The sequence below is a fragment of the Jiangella alkaliphila genome, assembly GCF_900105925.1.
Classification (GTDB): Bacteria; Actinomycetota; Actinomycetes; order Jiangellales; family Jiangellaceae; genus Jiangella; species Jiangella alkaliphila.
Genome location: NZ_LT629791.1, coordinates 6,517,693 through 6,536,157, shown reverse-complemented (window position 1 = coordinate 6,536,157; position 18,465 = coordinate 6,517,693). Strand labels below are relative to the sequence as shown.

18 protein-coding genes and 1 riboswitch are annotated in these 18,465 nt (G+C 73.0%); of the genes, 10 read left to right on the top strand and 8 right to left on the bottom strand.

Annotated features, from left to right (window positions below):
* Positions 1-2: 2 nt before the first annotated feature.
* Positions 3-587, bottom strand: coding sequence for a helix-turn-helix domain-containing protein (locus BLV05_RS30135; RefSeq protein WP_046771700.1), 585 nt, complete (start codon positions 585-587; stop codon positions 3-5).
* 66 nt (positions 588-653) lie between these two features.
* Here BLV05_RS30135 and BLV05_RS30130 point away from each other — a divergent pair, with 66 nt between their 5' ends.
* A complete protein-coding gene (locus tag BLV05_RS30130) occupies positions 654-1,622 on the top strand; it encodes an NAD(P)/FAD-dependent oxidoreductase (protein WP_046771701.1) in 969 nt (322 codons plus the stop codon).
* Here BLV05_RS30130 and BLV05_RS30125 read toward each other — a convergent pair.
* From BLV05_RS30125 to BLV05_RS30115, 3 genes are all read right to left on the bottom strand, one after another.
* Complete coding sequence (locus tag BLV05_RS30125) at positions 1,580-2,629, bottom strand: iron-siderophore ABC transporter substrate-binding protein (RefSeq protein WP_197683412.1); 1,050 nt, start codon at positions 2,627-2,629, stop codon at positions 1,580-1,582. The two genes, BLV05_RS30130 and BLV05_RS30125, sit on opposite strands and share 43 nt — an antisense overlap.
* A 24-nt stretch (positions 2,630-2,653) precedes the next feature.
* Positions 2,654-3,358 (bottom strand): hypothetical protein, encoded by a 705-nt coding sequence (locus BLV05_RS30120; protein WP_197683411.1) that lies wholly within the window; start codon positions 3,356-3,358, stop codon positions 2,654-2,656.
* Positions 3,359-3,466: 108 nt separating this feature from the next.
* Entirely contained in the window at positions 3,467-4,171 is a 705-nt protein-coding gene (locus tag BLV05_RS30115; RefSeq protein ID WP_046771703.1) for a phosphotransferase, read from the bottom strand.
* A 52-nt stretch (positions 4,172-4,223) separates the two neighbouring features.
* Here BLV05_RS30115 and BLV05_RS30110 point away from each other — a divergent pair, with 52 nt between their 5' ends.
* Entirely contained in the window at positions 4,224-4,685 is a 462-nt protein-coding gene (locus BLV05_RS30110; protein WP_160312807.1) for a YdeI/OmpD-associated family protein, read from the top strand.
* Positions 4,686-4,784: 99 nt separating this feature from the next.
* Positions 4,785-8,441 carry an outer membrane protein assembly factor BamB family protein gene (locus BLV05_RS30105; protein WP_197683410.1) on the top strand — a complete coding sequence of 1,219 codons (3,657 nt, stop codon included), beginning with the start codon at positions 4,785-4,787 and terminating at the stop codon, positions 8,439-8,441.
* A 504-nt stretch (positions 8,442-8,945) separates the two neighbouring features.
* On the opposite strand, the gene BLV05_RS30100 is transcribed toward BLV05_RS30105, so the two are convergent.
* Entirely contained in the window at positions 8,946-9,602 is a 657-nt protein-coding gene (locus BLV05_RS30100) for a class I SAM-dependent DNA methyltransferase (RefSeq protein ID WP_046771705.1), read from the bottom strand.
* An 85-nt stretch (positions 9,603-9,687) separates the two neighbouring features.
* Here BLV05_RS30100 and BLV05_RS30095 point away from each other — a divergent pair, with 85 nt between their 5' ends.
* Together BLV05_RS30095 and BLV05_RS30090 are read left to right on the top strand one after the other, a co-directional pair.
* Positions 9,688-9,912 carry a hypothetical protein gene (locus BLV05_RS30095; RefSeq protein WP_046771706.1) on the top strand — a complete coding sequence of 75 codons (225 nt, stop codon included), beginning with the start codon at positions 9,688-9,690 and terminating at the stop codon, positions 9,910-9,912.
* A 2-nt stretch (positions 9,913-9,914) separates the two neighbouring features.
* A complete protein-coding gene (locus BLV05_RS30090; RefSeq protein WP_046771707.1) occupies positions 9,915-10,508 on the top strand; it encodes a Clp protease N-terminal domain-containing protein in 594 nt (197 codons plus the stop codon).
* On the opposite strand, the gene BLV05_RS30085 is transcribed toward BLV05_RS30090, so the two are convergent.
* Positions 10,505-10,936 carry a nitroreductase family deazaflavin-dependent oxidoreductase gene (locus BLV05_RS30085; RefSeq protein ID WP_046771708.1) on the bottom strand — a complete coding sequence of 144 codons (432 nt, stop codon included), beginning with the start codon at positions 10,934-10,936 and terminating at the stop codon, positions 10,505-10,507. The two genes, BLV05_RS30090 and BLV05_RS30085, sit on opposite strands and share 4 nt — an antisense overlap.
* 18 nt (positions 10,937-10,954) lie before the next feature.
* On the opposite strand from BLV05_RS30085, the gene BLV05_RS30080 reads away from it, so the two are divergent.
* A complete protein-coding gene (locus tag BLV05_RS30080) occupies positions 10,955-12,004 on the top strand; it encodes an alpha/beta hydrolase family protein (protein ID WP_197683409.1) in 1,050 nt (349 codons plus the stop codon).
* On the opposite strand, the gene BLV05_RS30075 is transcribed toward BLV05_RS30080, so the two are convergent.
* Positions 12,001-12,822, bottom strand: coding sequence for an alpha/beta fold hydrolase (locus tag BLV05_RS30075; RefSeq protein ID WP_046771709.1), 822 nt, complete (start codon positions 12,820-12,822; stop codon positions 12,001-12,003). The two genes, BLV05_RS30080 and BLV05_RS30075, sit on opposite strands and share 4 nt — an antisense overlap.
* A 28-nt stretch (positions 12,823-12,850) precedes the next feature.
* A riboswitch (TPP riboswitch) is annotated at positions 12,851-12,945 on the top strand.
* 8 nt (positions 12,946-12,953) lie between these two features.
* Here BLV05_RS30075 and thiD point away from each other — a divergent pair.
* The 4 genes from thiD (at position 12,954) to BLV05_RS30055 (ending at position 17,602) form a co-directional block, all read left to right on the top strand.
* On the top strand, positions 12,954-13,766 hold the full coding sequence (gene thiD / locus BLV05_RS30070; protein WP_046771710.1) for a bifunctional hydroxymethylpyrimidine kinase/phosphomethylpyrimidine kinase: 813 nt from the start codon (positions 12,954-12,956) through the stop codon (positions 13,764-13,766).
* Complete coding sequence (locus BLV05_RS30065) at positions 13,763-14,458, top strand: TenA family protein (protein ID WP_046771711.1); 696 nt, start codon at positions 13,763-13,765, stop codon at positions 14,456-14,458. Before thiD ends, BLV05_RS30065 begins: the two co-directional genes overlap by 4 nt.
* Positions 14,459-14,594: 136 nt before the next feature.
* Positions 14,595-16,184: a phosphoglycerate dehydrogenase gene (serA, locus tag BLV05_RS30060; protein ID WP_046771712.1), complete on the top strand. Its 1,590-nt coding sequence runs from the start codon at positions 14,595-14,597 to the stop codon at positions 16,182-16,184.
* Positions 16,185-16,558: 374 nt separating this feature from the next.
* Entirely contained in the window at positions 16,559-17,602 is a 1,044-nt protein-coding gene (locus BLV05_RS30055; protein ID WP_046771713.1) for a 3-isopropylmalate dehydrogenase, read from the top strand.
* A gap of 13 nt (positions 17,603-17,615) precedes the next feature.
* On the opposite strand, the gene BLV05_RS30050 is transcribed toward BLV05_RS30055, so the two are convergent.
* Complete coding sequence (locus tag BLV05_RS30050) at positions 17,616-18,455, bottom strand: alpha/beta hydrolase (RefSeq protein WP_046771714.1); 840 nt, start codon at positions 18,453-18,455, stop codon at positions 17,616-17,618.
* Positions 18,456-18,465: the final 10 nt, after the last annotated feature.

Genomic DNA, 18,465 nt, shown 5'->3' with positions numbered 1-18,465 from the left:
GGTCAGTGCTTCGGGCGGGCGCGGACGTGCATGCGCTCGCCCTGCGGGCCGTAGAGGCTGATCACCTCGGCCGGGCCGGGGCCGGGGTTGCCGAACCAGTGCGGCACGTGGGTGTCGAACTCGGCGACCTCACCGGCCGTCAGCGTGACGTCGTGCGGGCCGAGCCGCAGCCGGATGCGTCCGGACAGCACGTACATCCACTCGTAGCCTTCGTGGACCCGCTGTTCCAGCTCGGGTGACGGGACGCCCGGCGGGAAGATCTGCTTGTACGCCTGCACCCCGCCCGGGCGCCGGGTCAGCGGCACGTAGGTGATGCCGTTGCGCTGGAACGAGCGCTGCCGCAGCCGCGGGTCGCCGGTCTCGGGCGCGTCGACCAGCTGGTCCAGCGGCACCTGGTGTGCCTGGGCGAGGGGCAGCAGCAGCTCCAGCGTCGGCCGCCGCTGACCCGACTCCAGCCGCGACAGCGTGCTGACCGAGATGCCGGTGGTCTCGGACAGCTGGGCCAGCGTGACGCCGCGCTGCTGCCGCAGATCGCGCAGCCGCGGCCCGACGGCGTCGAGCACCCGGCCGAGCGACTCGTCCTCCACGCCTAGGAGTTTGCCAGATCGGCAACGAACCTTGCCATCGGAGCGGCGCAGGCGCACGCTGGTGACATGACTAATGAGAACCGTTATGACATAGTCGTGATCGGCGGCGGGGCGGCCGGGCTGAGCGGCGCGCTGACGCTGTCGCGGGCGCGGCGGTCGGTGCTGCTGATCGACGGCGGTGAGCCGCGCAACGCGCCGGCCGGCGGCGTGCACAACTACCTGGGCCGCGAGGGCACGGCACCGGGCGAGCTGTACCGCATCGGCCGGGCCGAGATCGAGGGCTACGGCGGCGAGTTCCGGCGCGGCGCGGTGGCCGAGGTGACCGGCGCGGCCGGCGACTTCACCGTCCGCCTCGAGGACGGCGACACGGTGCGGGCACGGCGGATCCTGCTCGCCACCGGCGGCGTCGACGAGCTGCCTGACGTGCCCGGCGTGCGCGAGCGGTGGGGCCGCGATGTCCTGCACTGCCCGTACTGCCACGGCTGGGAGGTGCGGGACCGGGCGATCGGTGTCCTCGCGACGTCGACCGCTTCCCTGCACCACGCGCAGCTGTTCCGCCAGTGGTCGGCCGACGTCACGCTGTTCGCGCACACCGCGCCGGCCCTGGACGACGCCCAGCTGGCCGACCTCGCCGCGCGCGGCGTGCGGGTGGTCGAGGGGACGGTCGCGGCGCTGCGGGTCGTCGACGACGCGGTGGCGGGGGTCGAGCTCGAAGGCGGCGTCGTCGTCCCGGTCGGCGCCGTCGTCGTCGCGCCGAAGCCGATCGCCCGCGTCGGCATGGTCGCCGGCCTCGGACTGACCGCCGTCGAGCAGGAGCGCGGCGGCATCATCGCCGGCACCGCGCTCACCGTCGACCCGATGGGCGGCACGTCCGTCCCCGGCATCTGGGCGGCCGGCAACGTCGCCGACGTGTTCGCGACGGTGATCAAGTCGGCCGCGGCCGGGGTGGACGCCGCCGCGATGATCAACATGGACCTGGTGGTCGCGGGGGTCTACTCCCCGGTGCCGGCCGCGGAGGCCGCCGCGGCGAGCTGAGGCAGGTAGTCGTCCAGCATCCACGGGATCGACAGCACCGACGGCGCCGAGCTGGCGGTCACGTAGTCCTCGCCGACGACCGGGGCGAACGCGCCCGCCGCCACGGCCGGGATCTGCGCGTACGCCGGATTCGCCGTGAACGCGTCGGCGGCCGCCTGGTCGTTGAACCAGGCGACGAACACGTCGGACTCGACGTCGCCGGCCAGCTCGGGCGACACGTAGTAATACACGGCGTCGCCCTCGGCATGCTCGTCGACGTACGGCGCCAGCGTCATGCCGAGGTCGGTGAGCAGCCGCACCCGCACGTCGTCGGACGTGTAGAGCGCGAGCTGCGCGCCGTCCTCGGCGCCGTAGGCGAAGGTCGTGCCGGCCAGCTCCGGGTACTCGTCGGTGCGGGTGGCGAGGTACTCCTCGGTGTCGGCGACCAGCTGCTCGGCCTCGGCGGAGCGGCCGAGCGCCTCACCGATGACCGTGGTCTGCTGCTGCCACGGCGTGCTCCACGGCGCGTCCGGGTAGGCGACCGTGGGCGCGATGGCGCTGAGCGTGTCGTACTCCTCCTGCGTGATGCCCGAGTACACGGCGATGATGACGTCCGGCTGCTCCTCGGCGATCGCCTCGTACGGGATCTCCTCGCCGGCCGCGTTCGGCAGCAGCGCCGGCAGGTCGGCGTCGCCCAGCTCCTCGCGCACCCACGGCAGCACGCCCTCGTCGTCGCCGCCGTAGTCGAAGACCGGCATCGCCACCGGCGTGACGCCCAGCGCCAGCAGCACGTCCTGGTTCGACGGCCCCCACGTGACGACCCGCTCGGGCGCCTCCTCGATGGTGGCCTCGCCGAGCGCGTGCTCGATCGTGAGGGGGAAGGCGCCGGCGTCCGCCGGGGCGGCGCTGTCGCCGCTCCCGCCGTCCGCGGCGTCGCCGCCGGTGTCGTCGTCGGAGCCACAGCCGGCGAGGGCTGTGCCGCCGAGCAGGAGGGCGAGCAGGACCATGGGCAGGCGTCGAGGACTCACCCGCCTAAGTTAGCTCAGGCAAACCTAACTCTGCACGTCGACCGTGCCCGTGAGCCGGCAGGCGTCGGCCCAGCGCGCCGGGTCGGTGCTGCCGCTCGGCTCGACCAGGTGGGCGCAGTCGGCGATGGTCAGCTCGAGCAGCCGGTGCAGCAGCGCGTCGGGGTCGGAGACGCAGGCGTTGGCGATGCCCTCGACGGCGCAGCGGACCGCCGTCGGCGCCGCGTAGCGCTGGAACCCCTTCATCGTGGTCTGCTCGCCCTCGGCGAAGTCGCGCGCCCAGCGGGCCGCCACCGGGACCTTGGCCAGCGCCTCGCGGCTGCGCTCGGTGAGCGTGCCGGCCGGCCGGTGGTCGAGGTCGTCGAGGATGCGCTCGGCCGACAGCACCGCGACGGCCAGCACCCGCTGCCGTTCGGCCGACGCGACCGGCAGTGCCGTCGCGGCGACCCGCAGCGTGATGTAGACGTCCATGCGCGGGTCGTCGGAGTCGACGCCGATGACCATGGGCACCAGCGGCGCCAGCTGTGGCCGGCGCTCGTCGGAGATGGCGTCGTTCACCAGCCGGGCGACCGCGGCCAGCAGCGGGTGCGTGCAGGACGGGTGGTCGCTCCATCGCTCGCCGGCGAGGTAGGACGCGAATTCCATGAAGCACGCGCCCTTGCGTGCGTTGCGGTGTTTGCCCTTCGAAAGCACCGGCAGCATGCCAGGTGCGTCGTTGTGGAGACCGGACATGGATGCACCCCGAGAGTCTTCGGCGGGTTGTGTGCTCACCATCTTGCTCCTGTTCACGCCTGGATTCCACTGCTTTGTGCCGAGCTTTTGGGCGGACGGACGGGGTGGTCAGGGGCTCTGCCGGGCACCCTCGGCGACCAGAGCGGCGGCCTCGGTGAGCTGCTCGCGCTCGGTCGTGGTCAGTTGCGGGTCGGCGCCGCGGCGGGCCGTCGCGGCGTCCAGGTGGTCCAGCGGCGCACCGCCGGCGGCGGCCAGGAACGGCCCGATCAGCGCCGCCGCGAGGGCCGTCAGCCCGGCCCCGGCATGGGCCTCGACCTCCGCGCCGACGGCGACCTGCGCCATGATCAGCGCCGAGAACGCGACGTCGAGGCCGGCTGGGCCGTCGGTGGCGTTGCGCCAGTCGATCAGCACCGGCCCGTCCGGCGTCATGACGACGTTGTCGGGGTGCAGGTCGAGGTGGACGACGGTGTCGGGCGGCGCCGCTGCGGGCGACCCACCAGCCGGTGGGACGGCGTGCAGCCGGCGGTGCAGCCCGGCCAGGACCTCGGCGGCGTCGTCCACGCTGCGGTCGCCGTCGAGCAGTGCCTGGAGCAGGGTCGGCCCGGCCAGCCGATCGAGCACGAGGTCCGGACCAGTGACGCGGTGGACGGCCGGCACGGGGAAGCCGTGCGCCCGGACGTGCGCCATGACGGCCGCCTCGGCCGCGGCGGACCGGCCGTCGCGGTAGCGGCGCAGCACCCGGGCGCCGTCGAGCGCGTAGACGTCGGCCGTGCGGCCGGTGCCGACCAGCTCGAGACCCGTCACGTCCGTCATGACTCCGAGATTAGGCGGGCCCACCGACATGGTCCGGGCGCACAATGGCGTGATGGCGACGGCGGAGTTCGAGGCGGTGCTCATCGGCGACGACGGTCCGGGCTGCGGCTTCGCGCTGCCGTTCGACCCGAAGGAGACGTACGGCAAGGCGCGCGCCCCGGTCCGGGTGTCGGTCAACGGCGCGCCGGCGTTCCGCACGACGGTGGCGGTTTACGGCGGCGCGGGCTGGATCGGCCTGCGCAAGGCCCAGCGCGCCGAGCTGAGCGTCGACGTGGGCGACACCGTGCGCGTCGCGATCGAGCCCGACGACGCGCCACGCCTCATCGACGTGCCGCGCGAGCTGTGCGCTGCGCTGGCGGCCGACCCGGCGGCGCTGCGGGCATACGAGGCGATGTCGTTCTCGCACCGCAAGGAGTACGCCGACTGGGTGGCCGAGGGCAAGAAGCAGCAGACCCGCGACGACCGTGCCGCGAAGGCGATCGCGATGATCACGGGCGGCGACGCCCGCCGGTGAGCACTCGGCGGCCGTCCGGGATGCGCCGCACGAACCCTGGGTGGCCATTGCCTGACAAGGGGTGACCCGCCCGGGCGGCCGCGGTTAGCGTCGCCGATCGTGGGCCGACTTGTGCGTTTCGCCGCGTTCGTCGCGGGTGTCGTGGCGGTACTCCTGGGCGTGTCGGCGGTGCCGGCTTCGGCCCATCTGACGCCGGAGCACGCCGACCTGGTGGTGACGACGTCCGGCGACTCCACGACCGGCCGGCTGGTCGTCCACCGTGACGTCGTCGCGCCGGACCTGGCCGGCGCGTGGGTGTCGGAGCGGCTCGGCGCCGCCTGCCCGGCCACCGGCCGCGGCGTGGCCGGTGACGAGGGCGGCATCCCCGACGGCGTGGTCGTCGAGCTCGCCTGGGACTGCCGGCTCGACTCCGTCGACCTGACGACCTTGATCGACGCCGCGGGGCTGGCCCAGCTGACCGTCGAGTTCGACGGCGCGTTCGACCTGGCGTCGGCGCAGCGGCCGATCGTCGACGCGTCCGGCGCGCACGAGCCGTCCTGGTTCGCCGGGCTGGCGCCGGTGGCCGTCCCGGTCCTCGCCGCGCTGGCCGCCGCTGGTGCCGTCATCGCCGTCGTCGTGCTGGTGCGCCGCCGAGGCGGTCGGACGCGCATCGCCGTCGGCCTCGGGCTGGTGGCGGCGCTGGCCGTGCCGGGGGTCGCGGCGGCCGCGCCGGGCGACAGCCTGTCGCTGGTGACGGCGAACCCGGTCGTCGGGCAGCCGCTGCAGTTCCGCTATGCGACCGCGACGCCGTCGGCGACCAACTGGGTCGGCATCTACGCACCCGGCGAGGTGCCCGGCCAGATCGCGTCGCGGACCTGGGCGTACACGCCGGCCGCCGAGGGCACCGTCACACTGGGCAGCGGCGCGCTCGAGGCCGGCACGTGGACCGCGCACTTCCTGGCCAACGACGGGTATGCGCCGCTCACCGACCCGATCACGTTCACGCTGGCCGGGACCGGTCCGGGCGAGACGATCGTCGTCGAGGGCAGCGTCTTCGTCGATGCCGACGGCGACGGCGTGCGCGACTCGGGGGAGGCGGGGCTGCCCGGCGTCTCCGTCACCGACGGCGCGGTGTGGACGACCAGCGGCGCGGACGGCGGGTACGAGCTGGAGATCGACGGCGGGCGGCGCGAGACCGACCTGGTCAGCGTCGTCTCGCCGGACGGGTACACGCCGGCGCTGCGCGAGGACTACGTGCCGCGCTACTTCGCGCCGGTGCCGGCGGGTTCGGGCCCGCGGACCGGCGTCGACTTCCCGCTGGTGCCGGACGCGAACGCGGCCAACCCGACGGAGACCTGGCTGATGGTCTCCGACACCGAGGTCGGCAACCGCGACGACGCCGAGGCGCGCCGTGCGCTGCCCACGTGGACCGGCCAGGTCGAGGCGATGTCCGAGGTCGAGGGCGCCACGATGGCGATCACGACCGGCGACCTCACCGTCACCGACTACGCCGCCGAGCCGCGCCGTCAGGGCGGGTACGACATCCTGCGGGCCGGCCTGACGGCGGGGGAGCTCGGGCTGCCGTTCTACCCGGTGATCGGCAACCACGACGTCGGCGGCACCGCGACGTCCACCGGCTACGGCGGCAGCCTGGAGTACTGGCGGCGCAACCTGGGGCCGGAGTGGTACTCGTTCGACCGCAACGGCCGGCACATCGTCGTCCTCGAGGACAACTACGACGCCCGCGGCCTCGCCCCGCAGCTGGACTGGCTGCGCGAGGACCTCCGCCGGCACGCCGACGGCAAGCAGGTGCTGGTGTTCGCGCACCGGTCGCTGTTCACCCGCTGGGGACCCGGCGCCGGCATGCAGCCCATCGTCGACGAGCTGGCTCGATACGACGTCCGCATGTTCGCCGCCGGGCACAACCAGCAGGCCGAGTTCCGCCGCGGCGCGTTCGACCGCTCCGTCGAGGTGAACAACATGGGCACCTACGGCATCGACGGCGCCCGGCCCGACTACAAGGTGCTCGACTTCTCCGCGATCACCGACGACCCGGCCACGCCGCGCGACGAGGACACCGGCTACGTCACCGGCATCCACCGCCAGTTCGACGTGGACGACGACGTCGCGCTGGTCAGCCCCGCCGAGGGCAGCGTGCACGCGGCGCGGACGGCGATCCCGGTCGAGATCTACGCCGAGGACGACGGCCGCACGCCGGCGACCGCGGCCCTGACCATCCGCTCCGCCGCCGGTGCCGTCGTCTGGTCGGACGCGTCGCTGTCGTTCGGCGGCGCCGTGGGCCGGAGTGGCATCGAGAACTGCTACCGGGCGCCGGGCGCGCGGAAGGCCGAGCCGTGCCCGGAGCGGCGGGTGTCGTGGACCCGCGCCCGCGCCTCGACCGGCGTGCTGCCGCCGGGCGACTACACCGCCTCGCTGGACGTCGTCGACACCGCGGGTACGGCGTGGCCGACGGTGACGACGTCGTTCCAGGTCGCGTCCGGCCGGTTCCCGCGGCCCGCCATCGGCCAGGACTGGGCCCGTCAGGGCGGCTCCGAGCAGGGCGCGTCGGCGTCGTCCGATGATCCGGGCGCCGAGCTGGACCTGCGCTGGACGGCGAACACCGGCGAGCAGCTGCACCTCAACGGCGCCGCGATCGTCGACGGCAGCGTGTACGTGGCGTCGCAGGCGTTCGACTCGCCGTACAGCATGGTGCTGTCGTACGACCTCGCGACCGGGCGGGAGCGCTGGCGCACGTACCTCGACGGCGACGCCGAGTCGTTCCCGACGGTGCACGACGGCAAGGTGTACCTGACCACCGGGAACGCGCGCGTGTACGCGCTGTCCGCGGCCGACGGTGCGGTCGAGTGGGAGGCGATCGACGCCGAGGAGCCGCAGCCGAACGGGACGGTGCGCCGGTACGGCCGTGCCGGCGGGCCGGTGTCCGTCTTCGACCTGCCGTCCGAGGACCGCGCGGTCGCCGTCTACCAGGAGTACAGCGGCGTCCGCTGCCGCGATGCCTCGACGGGGGAGCGGCTTCCGGGCGGATTCGGCGCGCCGGTCGGCTGGGGCGAGTTCCATAGCGCGGCCGTCCGCGAGCCGGGATCCTCCACCGCCTGGCTGCACTCGGGATCCAGCCAGTCGCTGATCGCGATGGACCTCACCACCTGCCGCCAGCTCTCCACCGTCGACACCGGCGGCGACCTGTTCAGCCAGTCGTCGCCCGCCTTCACCTCGCCTGCCGGCGGGGCCGCGCCGCAGCTGGTCACGTCGACCTGGACCGGGGTGCGCGGTCACGATCCGGCTGCCGGCGGTGCGGTGCGCTGGCACGCCGCGCTCGGCACCGGCGCCGCCTGCGAGCCCGGCCCGCCGCCGGTCACCAGCCCCGCCGTCTGGGGTTCGACGGCCTATGTGGCCAGCCAGGACGGCGTCGTCCGCGCCTACGACACGACGTCGGCGTCCGCGGCGACCCCGCTGTGGGAGACGCCGCTCGGCTACCTGCCCGGCGAGAGCCCCATGGACGACGCATGGCGGGTCGCCGCCGGTTGTGCCGCCGCCGGTGCCGGTTCGCCCGCGATGCACGCGCTGGTCACCGAGACGGTCGTGTACGCCGGGACGTGGGACGGGCGCCTGGTGGTCCTCGACCGGGCTTCGGGCGAAGTGGTCGCCGAGCACGACCTCGGGGGTGGCGTCGCGTCGGCGCTGTCCGTGAGCGGCGAGTGGGTGCTGGCGCTCAGCGACGACGGGACGGTGCACGCGTTCGCCGCCCAGCCTGCCTAGTTGGGCGTCCCCCTGCTGCCCATTTTCTTAGCCGCGCACCTGCGCCTCAAGCGGACTGATGGGCGCTTCGCGCCGTCGATGACCGCTTGACCCGCGGGCCCGCGGCCTAAGAACGGGCAGCTATCAGGGGACGGGGAAGAACCGGGCACAGCCCGTGCCCGATATGCACCGTTCGCCGGACATTGCGGCGTCGGCCTCCTGGGTGTGAGGCGCGTCCTGGGTGTGAGTCGCGCTGAACCGGCGAAACGGGCCCGGAAACGCGACTCACACCCAGGACGCGCTCCACACCCAGGTTGGTAGGCCGGGGTCCTGGTCTGCCGTGACGTCCTGGTCCCCGGTCACGCCACGAGCCCCGATTCCGTCATTTCGCGTCACGGCAGACCACGACGTAACGCCAGACCAGGACCCGCCCGTCGCCACACTCCCCCCGTCCCCCTGGTAGCTGCCCGTTCTTAAGAAAATGGGCAGCAGGGGGACGGCCAACTCGGCAACACCCCCGCCAACTCAGGCCAACAGCGTCTTCGCGATCAGATACGCCTGCGGCGTCTTCTCGGGCGGTTGCGACGCCCGGGGCTCGCGCACCAGCCGCGCTTCAACGGCGAAACCAGCGTCGACCAGCATCGAGGCGATGCCGTCGGGCGGCAGCCTGTAAGCATCGGCCGAGATGGAGTGGCCGTAGGCCTGCTCGACCCGCACGCGCTCGTCACCCACCTGGAACGCCAGCAGGAGCAGGCCGCCCGGGCGGAGGACGCGGCGGAACTCGGCGAAGACGCCGGGGAGCAGCTCGGGTGGGGTGTGGATGATCGAGTACCAGGCGACCAGTCCGGCCAGGCCGCCGTCGGGGAGGTCGAGGGCCGTCATCGAGCCGACGGTGAACCGGATGTCGGGGTGGGCGGCGCGGGCGACCTCGATCATCGCGGGGGAGAGGTCGATGCCGGAGATGTCGAGGCCGGCCTGGTGCAGGTACCCCGTGATGCGCCCCGGCCCACACCCGATCTCGACGACCGGCCCGGCCTCGGCGCCGACCAGCGACGTGAAGGCGTCGAGCATGGCGCGGTCGAACGGCTCGCCGGCGAGGTGGTCGCGCAGCGTCTCGGCGTAGGACACCGCGACCGTGTCGTAGGCGGCGCGAGTGGAGGTGAGGAAGTCGGGTTCGATCACCCCCGGACCGTACCGCCCGCCACCGACACCCCATCCTCGTCAACAAGAGTTGACAACCCAAGCCTGTCAACCTAAGCTGACACACATGACCGGATCGGAAGCACGAGAGGCGGTCGACGCCGCGGCTGGGGCCGTCGACGCCGACCCGAGGGTCGGGTTGCGGGCGGTCGCGGCGCTGCGCCGGCTGGTGGAGCGGCTCGAAGGCCTGCAGGTCGAGAGCGCCCGCCGCCAGGGCTGGTCCTGGGAAGAAATCGGGGCCGCCCTCGGCGTCAGCAGGCAGGCCGTCCACAAGAAGCACGCCAGGAGGTAGGGATGTTCGAGCGGTTCACCCAAGAGGCCCGCGACGTCGTGATCGGGGCCCAGAAGGAGGCCCGCGAGCTGCGGCACCGCTGGATCGGCACCGAGCACCTGCTGTTGTCGCTGCTCACCAGGCCGGACGCGCCGGGGGTGGCGACGCTGACGCGGCTCGGCGTGACGGCTGAGCGCGGTCACGAGGCGGTGGTCGCCGTGGCCGGCGGGGAGGATCTCGGCGAGGAGGACACGGAGGCGCTGAAGGCGCTCGGTATCGACCTCGACGAGGTGCGCAGACAGGCCGAGCGAGCGTTCGGCGAGGGCGCCCTGGACGCGCCGCTGGAGGAAGGCCGCGGCAAGCGGTTCGGCGTCCTCCGCCGCAAGCCGTCCGACGGGCCGGGGCACATCCCGTTCGCACCCCGGGCGAAGAAGGCGCTGGAGCTGTCGCTGCGCGAGGCGCTGGCGCACAAGGACAAGTTCATCGGCACGCAGCACCTCCTGCTCGGCCTGCTGCGCAGCCACGACCAGCAGACGCTGGCGCTGTTCGACCGGCTCGGCATCGAGCCGCGCGCGGTCCGTGCAGAGGTCCTGGCCGACCTCCGCAAGGCGGCCTAGATCCGCTCCAGCCGGAAGACGGGGTGCCGGCCGGCCTCCGCGGCGAACGCGGCCGGCGGGTCGGACGGGCGGGCGTCGAAGTAGGGACGGGTGATCGGCTCGACCCGCGCGTACGCCTTGAGCACCGGCCCGGCCTCCGCCGCCTCGACCTCGACGACGGCGTACGCGGTGGTCCCGCGCCCCCGCCGGAGCGTGACCTCGCCGGCGGCCCGGGCGTTGCGGGCCCAGTCGACCTCGCCGTAGGGCGCGACCACGTACTTCCACCCCTCGTGCGTCAGCACCCGCACCGGCGTGCTCCGCGGCTGCCCGCTCGTCCGGCCCACCACGGTGAGCAGCGCGTACGGCGGCACCAGGCCGGCCTTCAGCGCCGGCGCGAACAGCGCGTTGCCGATGCGCCGAACCAGTGTCGTCCGGTAGGTCTTCGCCATGGGTCCATCATGGTCGACGTGACCAGGTTCCGGGCCGCTGTCGTCGCGGCCGTGCTGCTCCTCTCCGGCTGTTCCGGCGACGACGAGCCCAGCGGCGCGCCCGCGCCCAGCCCGCCCAGCCCACCGGCCAGCGTGACGCCGACGCCGTCAGCCACCCCGAGCCCCACACCCACCCCCACGCCCACCCCGCCGCACCCGGTCTCGCTGCCGGCGCTGATGCAGCAGCCGTACGACGGCGGCGACCTGGCGCTGGGCGAGGTGCTGGAGACCGGCGACGGCTACACGCGGTACGCCGTCACCTACGGCGGCGCCGGCCTGACCGTCAGCGGGATCCTCAACCTGCCCGACGGCGCCGGCCCGTTCCCGGTGCTGGTCCTGGCGCACGGCTACATCGACCCCGACGTCTACACGACCGGCCGCGGCCTGCGCCGCGAGCAGGACTACCTCGCCCGTCAGGGGTACGCCGTCCTGCACACCGACTACCGCAACCACGCCGGCTCCGACGACGACCCGGCCAACGAGGTGCGGCTGCGCCTGGGCTACACCGAGGACGTCGTCAACGCGGTGCTGGCCGTCCGCAACAGCGGCATCCCGCAGCTCGACGGCGAGCGCGTCGGCCTGCTCGGCCGGTCGATGGGCGGCGGCGTCGCGCTGAACACGCTGGTCGTGCAGCCGGGACTGGTCGACGCGGCGGTGATCTACGCGTCGGTCAGCTCGAACACCGTCCAGAACTTCGACCAGTGGACCCGCGGCCAGCCGGGCGCCGAGGACCTCACCGCCGAGATCGTCGCCGCCTACGGCGCCCCGGAGGCGAACCCGGCGTTCTGGCGCGACGTGTCACCGGTGACGTTCTTCGACCGCGTCACCGAGCCGGTGCTGATCCACCACGGCACGGCCGACGACACCTGCCCGCCGCAATGGGCGCACGACACCGACGCCGCGCTGCGGGCCGCCGGCAAGGACGTCACGCTGCAGCTCTACGAGGGCGAGCCGCACGCGTTCGAGGCCGGCTGGCAGCTGTCGATCGAGCGGACGGCGGCGTTCTTCGCCCAGCACCTGGCGAGTTAGCGGCTCACCGAGTCGAGCCAGCGCTGCAGCGACGCCGTCAACGCCACGGGCGCGTCCAACTGGACGAGGTGACCGGCGCCCTCGAACAGCTCCAGCCGCGCGCCCGGGATCAGCGACGCCAGCCGGTGCCCGCGGTCCACCGGGATCCAGGTGTCGCCCGTGCCCCACGCGACCAGTGTCGGCACCCCCACCGTCGGGTACAGCAGCTCGATCTCGTCGGTGTGCGTCTGATCGGCCGCCGCGATCTGCCGGTAGAACGCCCGCTGCCCCTCCGGCCCGAGCCACGGCGTCACCAGCATGTTCAGCTCTGACGCCGTCAGCTCACTGCTCGCCGCGCCCGAGACGTACGCCCGCAGCAGCGCCTCGTGCAGCGCGGCCGGCAGTGCCTGGAACACCTCGGCGTTCTCGCCGACCAGCCGGAAGAACGGCGACCCCCACGGCGCCAGCGCGACGACGTCGACCAGCGCCAGCGATGCGACCGGCGCGCCGTGCAGCAGCAGCGCCCGCAGCGCCACCGCTCCGCCGATGTCGTGGGTCAGCAGGTGCGGCGGCGGTCCGCCCCAGTGCCGCAGCAGGTCGGCCAGCAGCTCGCCCTGCGCCGCCAGCGAGACGTCGTGCGCGTCGTCCTTGGACGAGCGCCCGTAGCCCGGCATGTCCCAGAGGTGGACGGTGTACTGGCTGCTCAGCGCATCGGCGAACGGCGCCCAGAGCGCCGACGACCAGGGCGTGCCGTGGCAGAAGACGACCGGGGGACCCGAACCGCGCCGGCTCCACTGGACCCGGCGGCCGCGCCAGGTGAACTCCTCGTGCGTTTCCATCGCCGACGAGTTTAGGATCGGTGACGTAACCGATCGGCCGGGGTGCCCCGCGAGGGGCTGAGATCACACCCGCCGAACCTGATCCGGGTCATGCCGGCGCAGGGAGACCGACGGAGGAGCTGACGCGACTCATGACACCCACCATCATCACCGTGGCTGGATCCGACCCGTCTGGAGGCGCCGGCATCCAGGCCGACCTCAAGACGTTCTCAGCGCTCGGCGCGTACGGCGGGGCCGTCCTCACGGCGCTGACGGCGCAGAACACCCGCGGCGTGACCGGCGTGCTGCCGGTGCCGGCGAACTTCGTCACCGAGCAGCTGGACGCGCTGTTCGCCGACCTCGACGTCGCCGCCGTGAAGACCGGCATGCTGGGCAGCCCGGACGTCGTCGAGGCGGTCGCCGACGCCGCCCGCCGGCACGGCGTCCGTCACCTGGTCGTCGACCCGGTCATGGTCGCGACGTCGGGGGACCGGCTGGTCGACGACGCGACCGTCGAGGCGATCCGCGACCGGCTGCTGCCGCTGGCCAGCGTCGTCACGCCCAACCTGCCGGAGACCGCGGCGCTGCTCGGCCTGCCCGCCGTCGCGCCCGAGGAGGCCGCCGACGCCGCCGCCGAACTGCACGCGAAGGGCCCGGCGGCACTGGTCAAGGGCGGCCACGCGACCGGGCCCGACGCCGTCGACGTGCTGGCCGACGACGACGGCATCCTGGAGCTGCGGGTGCCGCGGGTCGCGACGGAGAACACGCACGGCACCGGCTGCACCCTGTCGTCCGCGATCGCCGTCGGGCTGGGGCACGGCCGGCCGCTGCGCGAGGCAGTCGCCGACGCCAAGACGTACCTCACCGCCGCGCTGCGCGCCGCCGACCAGCTGCACGTCGGCGGCGGTCACGGGCCGGTGCACCACTTCCACGCCTGGTGGACGCCCGAAGGGACCCGCGCATGAGCCGACCGACTGATGTCGCGAGCTTCTCCGCCGACGCCTGGACCGCCGCGGCGCCCTGGTACGACGCGATCCGCGCCCACCCGTTCGTCACCGGCCTGGCCGACGGGACGCTGGAGCGGAAGGTGTTCCTCCGCTACATCGCCGACGACGCGCACTATCTCTCCCGCTACGCCCGCGCGCTGGCGACGACGGCCGCCCGCTGGCCGGAGCCCGAGCAGGCCGCCGTCCTCGCCCGGTTCGCCGCCGGCGCCGTCGACGCGGAGCGGCTGCTGCATGAGGCGCTGTTCGCCGAGGCGGGGTCGTCGCTGCACGACGCCGTCGGTGAGGTGGAGCCGACGCCGACCTGCCTGGCCTACGTCAACACGCTGCAGGCCGACGCGGCGCTGGCCCCCGCCGGGGTCGCGCTGGCCGGGCTGCTGCCGTGCTTCCGCGTCTACACCGAGGTCGGCCGCGAGCTGGTCACGGTCCTGTCAGACACCGATGCGCACCCCTATGAGGCCTGGCTGCGCACCTACGGCGACCCCGCGTTCGAGGCCGACACCCGGAGGGCGGAGTCGTTCGCCGACGAGCAGGCCGAGCGGCACCCCGGCACCGTCGCCGGCATGCACGACGCGTACGCGCGAGCGACCCGGTTCGAGTGGATGTTCTGGGACGCGGCCTGGCGTGGGGAGTCATGGCCAGAACCTGCGTAATCGGGATGTAATGAACCGACCACCGTATGTCGCGGTGGGTGCGCTTTGGGTTTACGTGGCGTTACACTCGGTCGCACCCGGGCCCAGTGTCGCGCTCGTCACACCACGCCCGACACACCCGGAGGTTCAGTTCGCCGTGACCAAGCCCGTCGTACTCATCGCCGAAGAGCTCTCGCCCGCCACCGTCGACGCGCTCGGGCCCGACTTCGAGATCCGCAAGGTCGACGGCGCCGACCGTACGGCCCTGCTGCCGGCCATCGTCGACGTCGACGCGATCCTGGTCCGCAGCGCCACCAAGGTCGACGCCGAGGCCATCGCCGCCGCCAAGAAGCTCAAGGTCATCGCCCGCGCCGGCGTCGGCCTCGACAACGTCGACGTCAAGGCCGCCACGCAGGCCGGCGTCATGGTCGTCAACGCGCCGACCTCCAACATCACGAGTGCCGCGGAGCTGGCCATCGGCCTGCTGCTGGCCACCGCCCGCAACATCGCCCCCGCCGACAAGGCGCTCAAGGGCGGCGAGTGGAAGCGCAGCAAGTACTCCGGCGTCGAGCTGTACGAGAAGACGGTCGGCATCGTGGGCCTGGGCCGCATCGGCGTGCTCGTCGCGCAGCGGCTGTCGTCGTTCGGCATGAACGTCATCGCCTACGACCCCTATGTGCCGGCCGCCCGGGCCGCGCAGATGGGCGTGCGCAGCGTGTCGCTGGACCAGCTGCTCGAGGAGAGCGACTTCATCACCGTCCACCTGCCGAAGACGCCCGAGACCGTCGGTCTCATCGGCGAGGCGGCGCTGCGCAAGGTCAAGCCGTCGGTGCGTGTCATCAACGCCGCGCGCGGCGGCATCGTCGACGAGCACGCGCTCGCGCTGGCGCTCAAGGAGGGCCGGGTCGCCGGCGCCGGCATCGACGTGTTCGCGTCCGAGCCGACCACCGAGTCGCCGCTGTTCGACTTCGAGTCGGTCGTCGTCACCCCGCACCTCGGCGCGTCGACCGACGAGGCGCAGGAGAAGGCCGGCGTGTCCGTCGCCCGGTCGGTCCGGCTCGCGCTGGCCGGCGAGCTGGTGCCCGACGCCGTCAACGTCAAGGGCGGCGCCATCGCCGAGGACGTCCGGCCCGGCATCCCGCTGGCCGAGAAGCTCGGCCGCATCTTCACCGCGCTGGCCGGTGGTGTCGCGACCCAGCTCGACGTCGAGGTCCGCGGCGAGATCACCGCGCACGACGTGAAGATCCTCGAGCTGGCTGCGCTGAAGGGGGTCTTCGCCGACGTCGTCGAGGACCCGGTCTCCTACGTCAACGCCCCCGTCATCGCCGGCGACCGCGGCGTCGAGGTCCGGCTGGTCACCGACGAGGAGTCGTCCGACTACCGCAACCTCGTGACGCTGCGCGGCGTCCTGGCCGACGGCCGGTCGGTGTCGGTGTCGGGCACGCTGTCCGGCCCCAAGCACGTCGAGAAGATCGTCGAGGTGCTCGGCTACGACATCGAGGTGGTGCCGGCCGAGCACATGGCGTTCCTGCGCTACACCGACCGGCCCGGCGTCGTCGGCACGGTCGGGCGCGTGCTCGGCGAGGCCGACGTCAACATCGCCGGCATGCAGGTCAGCCGCACCGGCAAGGGCGGCGACGCGCTGGTCGCCATGACCGTCGACCAGGCCGTCCCCGGCCAGGTGCTCGACGACATCGTCGCCGCCATCGGCGCCGAGTGGGGCCGCACCGTCGACCTCGACAGCTGACCACCCGCCCACTTCCTTGTTGATCATGGAGAAGGTCGGCTCCAGATCGCCGCCAGAGCCGACTTTCTCCATGATCAACCCGGTTTGGGTCTCGAATCATGAGATAGGCCGCCATTCCGCGAGACGGCGGCTGATGCGCTCCATATGCTTGGACGACCGAGTAAATCTATGGGGTGCACCATGACCGAAGAACAGCAGCAGGCGCAGGAAGCCCGGCACGCGTTGCAGGAGGCCATCGACCGTCGCGACAACGGCGGCGAGTCCGGCCAGGGCGATCTCGCCGTACGCACGCGCTGACCTCGGTCGACCCGCGCTGCGTCCGAATCGCGGGACGCGGGTGCCATCATGTGGACGACGGTCGTACGGTGTGGGCCATGTCGCGCAGTCTCAACCTGGCAGTCATCCCCGGTGACGGGATCGGTACCGAGGTCGTCACCGAAGGCCTGAAGGTGCTCGATGCCGTGCTGACCGGCACGGACGTCAAGGTCGGCAGCACCACCTACGATCTCGGCGCCAGGCGCTGGCACGCGACCGGCGAGACGCTGCCCGACTCCGTGCTCGAGGAGCTGCGCGGCCACAACGCGATCCTGCTCGGCGCCGTCGGCGACCCGGACGTGCCCAGCGGCGTACTGGAGCGCGGGCTGCTGCTGCGACTGCGGTTCGAGCTCGACCACTACGTGAACCTGCGCCCGTCCCGGCTGTTCCCCGGCGTGACGACTCCGCTCGCGAACCCCGGCGAAATCGACTTCGTCGTCGTCCGCGAAGGCACCGAGGGCCCGTACGTCGGCAACGGCGGCGCGCTGCGGGTCGGCACGCCGCACGAGGTCGCCAACGAGGTCAGCGTCAACACCGCGTTCGGCGTCGAGCGGGTGGTCCGCGACGCGTTCGCCCGCGCGCAGGCCCGACCGCGCCGCAAGCTCACGTACGTGCACAAGCACAACGTGCTGGTCCATGCCGGCCACCTGTGGCGGCGGACGGTCGAGCGGGTCGGCCAGGAGTTCCCCGAGGTCGCGGTCGACTACCTGCACGTCGACGCCGCGACGATCTTCTTCGTCACCGATCCGGGCCGGTTCGACGTCATCGTCACCGACAACCTGTTCGGCGACATCCTCACCGACCTCGCCGCCGCGATCACCGGCGGCATCGGCCTCGCGGCCAGCGGCAACGTCAACCCCGACCGCACCGCGCCGTCGATGTTCGAGCCCGTCCACGGCTCCGCGCCGGACATCGCCGGCCAGGGCGTCGCCGACCCGACCGCCACGGTGCTGTCGGTGAGCCTGCTGCTCGACCACCTCGGGCTGACGGAGCAGGCGGCGCGCATCACCGACGCGGTCGCGGCCGACCTGGGGGAGCGGGGGACGTCGACGCGCCGCACCGCCGACATCGGCGACGCCCTCGCCGCCCGCGTCACCGCCTGACGTCACACCACCGCTAGACGAAGCGCTTCAGGAACTCCAGCGACGTCTCGGCGACCTCACGCCAGCCGCTGTCGATCGTCAGCGCGTGTCCGCGGTTCGGCATCTTCTTGATCTCGGTCACGCCCGGGTTGCCCTGTTGGCGCTTGAACGAGGCGTTCGCGATCGCCCACGGGACGGTGTGGTCCTCCTCGCCGTCGATGATCAGCAGCGGCCCGCGGTCGGGGTTCTTCGTGTCGACCATCGCCTCGGTGAGGGGGTTCAGGTTGGCGAAGGCCATCTGCATCAACGCGACGCCCGGAGCGGCCACGTGGTAGGCCTCGTAGAGCTCCTTCGCCTCGTCCTCACTCAGAGCGTTGGCCCAGCCGTACTTGAACTCGTCGAACGTGAGCGTGACGGCACGCTCCCGGTTCGCGGGGTTCTTCAACACCGGCCACGACGCCCGCAGCGCCGAGATCGGCAGCGGCAGAACGCCGCGGAACGGCCCGGGGTCGATCGCCACCGTCGCCGCCGACAGGCCGCGTCCGGCGATGATCTGGGCGAGCAGCCCGCCGGTGGAGTGGCCCAGCACCACCGGCTTCCTGCCGAGCCCGCCGATCACCTCGGCGGTGTGGTCGGCGACCTCCCCGAGGTGCTTCTTCGCCAGGACCTCGGGGTTGGCCCTGGCCTGCTCGACCGTCTCCGGATCGCCCGGCCAGTCGGGAGCCACCGGGGCGTACCCGGCCTCCTCGAACAACGCGGACCAACGGTCCCAGCTGCTCGGCAGCAGCCAGAGGCCATGGATGAACACCGCGGGGGTGGCCCCGCTCGTGTTCGCCTTCTCGACCTGCTTCGCTTCTCGCTCGGAGATGGACATCGGCGGCTTC

What these genes read in the sequence shown, in the direction of transcription:
- BLV05_RS30090 (WP_046771707.1), top strand. Translation starts at nt 9,915, where the DNA reads ATGTTCGAGCGGTTCACCCAAGAGGCCCGCGACGTCGTGATCGGGGCC.
- BLV05_RS30050 (WP_046771714.1), bottom strand. Translation starts at nt 18,455, where the DNA reads ATGTCCATCTCCGAGCGAGAAGCGAAGCAGGTCGAGAAGGCGAACACG.
- BLV05_RS30075 (WP_046771709.1), bottom strand. Translation starts at nt 12,822, where the DNA reads ATGGAAACGCACGAGGAGTTCACCTGGCGCGGCCGCCGGGTCCAGTGG.
- BLV05_RS30120 (WP_197683411.1), bottom strand. Translation starts at nt 3,358, where the DNA reads ATGTCCGGTCTCCACAACGACGCACCTGGCATGCTGCCGGTGCTTTCG.
- thiD (WP_046771710.1), top strand. Translation starts at nt 12,954, where the DNA reads ATGACACCCACCATCATCACCGTGGCTGGATCCGACCCGTCTGGAGGC.
- BLV05_RS30115 (WP_046771703.1), bottom strand. Translation starts at nt 4,171, where the DNA reads ATGACGGACGTGACGGGTCTCGAGCTGGTCGGCACCGGCCGCACGGCC.
- BLV05_RS30110 (WP_160312807.1), top strand. Translation starts at nt 4,224, where the DNA reads ATGGCGACGGCGGAGTTCGAGGCGGTGCTCATCGGCGACGACGGTCCG.
- BLV05_RS30130 (WP_046771701.1), top strand. Translation starts at nt 654, where the DNA reads ATGACTAATGAGAACCGTTATGACATAGTCGTGATCGGCGGCGGGGCG.
- BLV05_RS30055 (WP_046771713.1), top strand. Translation starts at nt 16,559, where the DNA reads ATGTCGCGCAGTCTCAACCTGGCAGTCATCCCCGGTGACGGGATCGGT.
- BLV05_RS30065 (WP_046771711.1), top strand. Translation starts at nt 13,763, where the DNA reads ATGAGCCGACCGACTGATGTCGCGAGCTTCTCCGCCGACGCCTGGACC.
- BLV05_RS30085 (WP_046771708.1), bottom strand. Translation starts at nt 10,936, where the DNA reads ATGGCGAAGACCTACCGGACGACACTGGTTCGGCGCATCGGCAACGCG.
- BLV05_RS30095 (WP_046771706.1), top strand. Translation starts at nt 9,688, where the DNA reads ATGACCGGATCGGAAGCACGAGAGGCGGTCGACGCCGCGGCTGGGGCC.